At 72.4% G+C, this 3,792-nt stretch carries 4 protein-coding genes and 1 pseudogene; all 5 read right to left on the bottom strand.

The annotated features are described in order from the left end of the window. A partial coding sequence (locus tag AB0O00_RS32205) for an MFS transporter (RefSeq protein ID WP_363657807.1) occupies positions 1-1,518 on the bottom strand: 1,518 nt, incomplete at its 3' end. Next, on the bottom strand, positions 1,515-2,108 hold the full coding sequence (locus tag AB0O00_RS32200) for a TetR family transcriptional regulator (protein WP_363657806.1): 594 nt from the start codon (positions 2,106-2,108) through the stop codon (positions 1,515-1,517). The genes AB0O00_RS32200 and AB0O00_RS32205, both read right to left, overlap by 4 nt. A gap of 191 nt (positions 2,109-2,299) precedes the next feature. Then, positions 2,300-2,692, bottom strand: coding sequence for a cell division protein SepF (locus AB0O00_RS32195; RefSeq protein ID WP_363657804.1), 393 nt, complete (start codon positions 2,690-2,692; stop codon positions 2,300-2,302). 270 nt (positions 2,693-2,962) lie between these two features. Further along, positions 2,963-3,478, bottom strand: a complete 516-nt coding sequence (locus AB0O00_RS32190; protein ID WP_363657802.1) for a DinB family protein — start codon at positions 3,476-3,478, stop codon at positions 2,963-2,965. Between the two features lie 73 nt (positions 3,479-3,551). Continuing rightward, positions 3,552-3,792 (bottom strand): annotated as a pseudogene (locus tag AB0O00_RS32185) (hypothetical protein); the annotation flags it as partial.

The following is a 3,792-nucleotide window of genomic DNA, read 5'->3' as shown; positions in this document are numbered from 1 at the left end:
CTTGGCGGCGGGGGCGGCGAGGCCGCGCAGCAGGCGCCAGGCCATCGCCGCGGCGCCGATCAGCAGCACGGCCGAGGCGATGCCGGCGACGTTCATGCCGTGGACGAACGCGTGCTTCGCGCTCGCCAGCAGCGGCTCGCCGACCGCCTGCGGCAGCGCGTGGGCCGCCTCGACGGCGCCGCCGAGCGACTCGCCCGCCCGGGCGGCGGCGGCCTGCCCCGCATCCTGGGGGACGGACAGCCCGCTCGCGTAGAGCGAGCCGACCACCGAGCCGACCAGCGCGATGCCGAGCGCGGTGCCCAGCTCGTACGCCGTCTCCGACACCGCGGAGGCGGCCCCGGCCTTGTCGGCCGGCGCGGCGGTCAGCACGAGGTCGGCGCCGAGCGTGTAGACCACGCCTTCGGCCGTCCCGACCAGCAGGAACGACGCGGCCAGCACCAGGTACGTGGTGTCCTGCTGGAGCCAGCCGAGCACGCCGACGCCGAAGCCCATCGCCAGCAGGCAGAAGGTCAGCGCCGCCCGGGCGCCGGTGCGCCGGACCAGCCGGGCGGTCAGCAGGCCGCCGGCCACCGAGCCGGCGAAGGCCGGCAGCTCGGCGAGGCCCGCCTGCAGCGGCTCGTAGCCGCGGACCAGCTGGAGGTACTGCGAGGTCACGAAGACCACGCCGGACAGGCCGATCAGCGAGATCAGCGAGGCCAGCACGGCGGCGGTGAACCGGCGGTCGCGGAACAGCCGGACGTCCAGCAGCGGGGTGTCCAGCCGCAGCTGGCGGCGGACGAAGACGGTCAGCGCGACGGCGCCCACGAGACCGGCGAGCGGCACGTCCCACCGCGCCAGACCGTTCGCGGCGGCCTCCTTGACCGCGTAGACGACGCCGATCACACCGGCCAGCGACAGGACGACGCTCAGCACGTCCCAGCGGCCCGGCTTCGGGTCCCTGGACTCGGGCAGCAGCCAGGCGCCGAAGACCAGCAGCAGGAGCAGCACGGGGATGTTGAGCAGGAACACCGAGCCCCACCAGAAGTGCTCCAGCAGCGCGCCGCCGACCACCGGTCCGAGCGCGGCGCCCGCGGCCGCGGCGGCGCCCCAGATGCCGATCGCGGTGGCCCGCTCCCGGTCGTCCGGGAAGAGGCTGCGGATCAGCGAGAGGGTGGACGGCATGATCGTCGCCCCGGCGACGCCGAGCAGCACGCGGGCCAGGATCAGCCAGCCGGGCCCGGGCGCGTAGGCGGCGAGCAGCGAGGCGGCGCCGAACGCGGTGGAACCGGCCAGCAGCAGCTTCTTGCGGCCGATCCGGTCGCTCAGCGCGCCCATGCTGACCAGCAGGCCGGCGAGGACGAAGGAGTAGGCGTCGCCGATCCAGAGCAGCTGGGTGCCGCTGGGGCGCAGCGTCTCGCTGATGGAGGGGATGGCGAGGGAGAGGACGGTCGCGTCGACGGCGACCAGGGTGACGGCGAGGACGAGGACGGCGAGGCCGGTCCAGCGGCGGCTCGGGGTGGCCAGGAGGGTACTGCTCATGAGTTATCGGTTTCCGTTGTGCGGGCCGAAGGAGGAGTGGGGGAGGGGGATCTGCGCAGGGCGCCGCCGAGGAAGAGCTCGGTGATCGAGAACGCGGCGTCGCGCGGGGCGAGCCGGCCGTCCTGGATGGCCCAGCCGACGCCGGCGACGAGGTCGAAGAACGCCTCGCTGAGCCAGGCGGCCGACAGTTCGATGCGGAAGACGCCCTGCTGCTGGCCGAGCAGGAACAGCCGGTGCAGCCGCTCGATCTGGCTCTCCCAGAGCGCGTTGATGTTCTCGTCGTCGTAGAGCTGGTTCTCGCCGGCGAGGAACGCGCACAGCATGGCGTCGGGCACGGCGGCCTCGACCAGGCGGCGCACCGCGGCCTCGGCGTCGCCCTCCCCGGCGGTGGCGGTGTCCAGCGCGGCGGCGAACCGCTGCAGGCCGAGCAGGCCGACCTCGCGGATCAGCGCCTCGCGGCCGGGGAACAGCCGGTGCAGCGTGGCGCGGCTGATGGCGGCGGCGCGCGCGATCTCGTCCAGGTGGGCGGTCGGGCGTCGGGAGAGCACGCTGACGGCGGCTTCGAGGACGGTGTCGCGATCGGTGGCCATGCTTCGAGCTTAGCTCATGTGAGACATGGATGTCTCAAAATGGGATCCGGTGCCTCAGCTGGGGTATGCGGTCTCCGGCGGCGGGACAGCAAAAAACCGGGGACGGCGGTTGCCGTCCCCGGTCGGGGCTGCCGGGATCCGGTGTGTCGGGCCGGGCGGTCTGAGCTCTGGACGTCTCAGCTCTGGTCGTCTCAGCTCTGGTTGTAGAACCCGGTGTCGTCGAGCGGGCGGTCGATCACCATGACCTCGACCTCGGCCGGGGTCAGCAGGAAGACCCGGCGGGCGATCCGCTCGATGCCGCCCTGGGTGCCGAAGATCAGCCCGGAGGCGAAGTCGACCATCCGCTTGGCCTCGGCCTCCGACATCTCGGTGAGGTCCATGACCACCGGCGTGCTGGCCCGGATGTGCTCGCCGACGGTGCGGGCGGCCTCGAAGCCGGTCGGCCGCAGTGAGACGATCTTGGCCGGTGACGGCATCGCCGGTACGGTGTCCCGTTCGCTCCACTCGTCGTCGTACACGGCGGCGGGGTAGTTGCCCGAGGGCATCAGCCACCCGTTGTGGTGCTCGTCGCGAAGTGCTCCCATGCCGCGCCTCCCTGCCTCGTCCCGGCCGCGTCCCCCGGGTGCGCGTGCCCTTTTTGACACGTCATCCACTCGTCGGAACTGTCCGAGTATCGCACTGTTCACCGGTCCCGTGCCCGCTCGCGCCCCCCGAACGAGTCGTGCCGCGCCGGAAACCCGGGCGAACCCGGGCAACATCATCGACGCGGGGGGATTGCGTACGGTTGCGCGCGTAGACCTTATCGGTCGCGGTCACCGCGTAATTGACCTTCTGTCAACAATGCGGAAACGATTTCACTCGCCAGTCCGCCCGTCCAGCTGTTCGCGCAGAAAATCCGCGTGACCGTTGTGCCGCGCGTACTCCTCGATCATGTGGACGAGGATCCAGCGGAGCGTCACGTCCCCGCCGCGGCGCTGCCGTTTGCCGACCGTGTCGAGCGGGAGGCCGGCGCTCGCGCGCCGGGCGGCGTCGACCTCGGCGTGCCAGGTGGCGAAGTCGGCGGCGACGTCCGCGGTGGCGATGTCGTCGAAGTCGCCGTCCTCGTTCTCCGGGGTCCAGTAGTGGCCGGTGGAGACGTCCGCGCCGAGCAGGACGCCCTGGAACCAGTACTGCTCCACCTCGGCCATGTGCCGCACGAGGCCGAGCAGGGAGAGACTGGACGGCGGGACGGAACGCGTGCGCAGTTGGTCGTCGGTGAGGCCCTCGCACTTGAGGGCGAGGGTGCTGCGGTGGAAGTCGAGCCACGCCGTCAGCATGGTGGTCTCGTCGGCGGACATGGGCGGGTCGACCCGCGGGGTGAGGTTGGTCATGGCCGCCATGGTGGCGCCGGACGGGGGCGGACCGCGAGCGAATAACCGCGTGTACAGCTCAGGCGATGGCGGCTCAGGCGGTGGCGCGGCGGCGGGCGAGGGCGGCCCGCCAGAGCGAGACCAGCGTCACCAGTCCGAACACCCCGATCACGCCCGCCGAGAACAGGAAGGACGCCGAACCGGGCTCGCGCGCACTGGCCGCCGCCGTCACGTACACGGCGGTCGTCGGGACGACGCCGATCGCGGTGGCCAGGATGTACGGCACGAAGCGCGTGCCGGAGAAGGCGGCGCCGTAGTTGCCGGCCTGGAACGGC

The organism is Kitasatospora sp. NPDC093558 (assembly GCF_040683475.1).
In the GTDB taxonomy this organism is placed as follows: Bacteria; Actinomycetota; Actinomycetes; order Streptomycetales; family Streptomycetaceae; genus Kitasatospora.
Note: the sequence above shows the minus strand (reverse complement) of the source record. Positions and strands in the feature narration are given on the sequence as shown.

Coding starts and splice junctions, on each gene's coding strand:
- AB0O00_RS32200 (WP_363657806.1), bottom strand. CDS start 2,108: ATGGCCACCGATCGCGACACCGTCCTCGAAGCCGCCGTCAGCGTGCTC.
- AB0O00_RS32195 (WP_363657804.1), bottom strand. CDS start 2,692: ATGGGAGCACTTCGCGACGAGCACCACAACGGGTGGCTGATGCCCTCG.
- AB0O00_RS32190 (WP_363657802.1), bottom strand. CDS start 3,478: ATGACCAACCTCACCCCGCGGGTCGACCCGCCCATGTCCGCCGACGAG.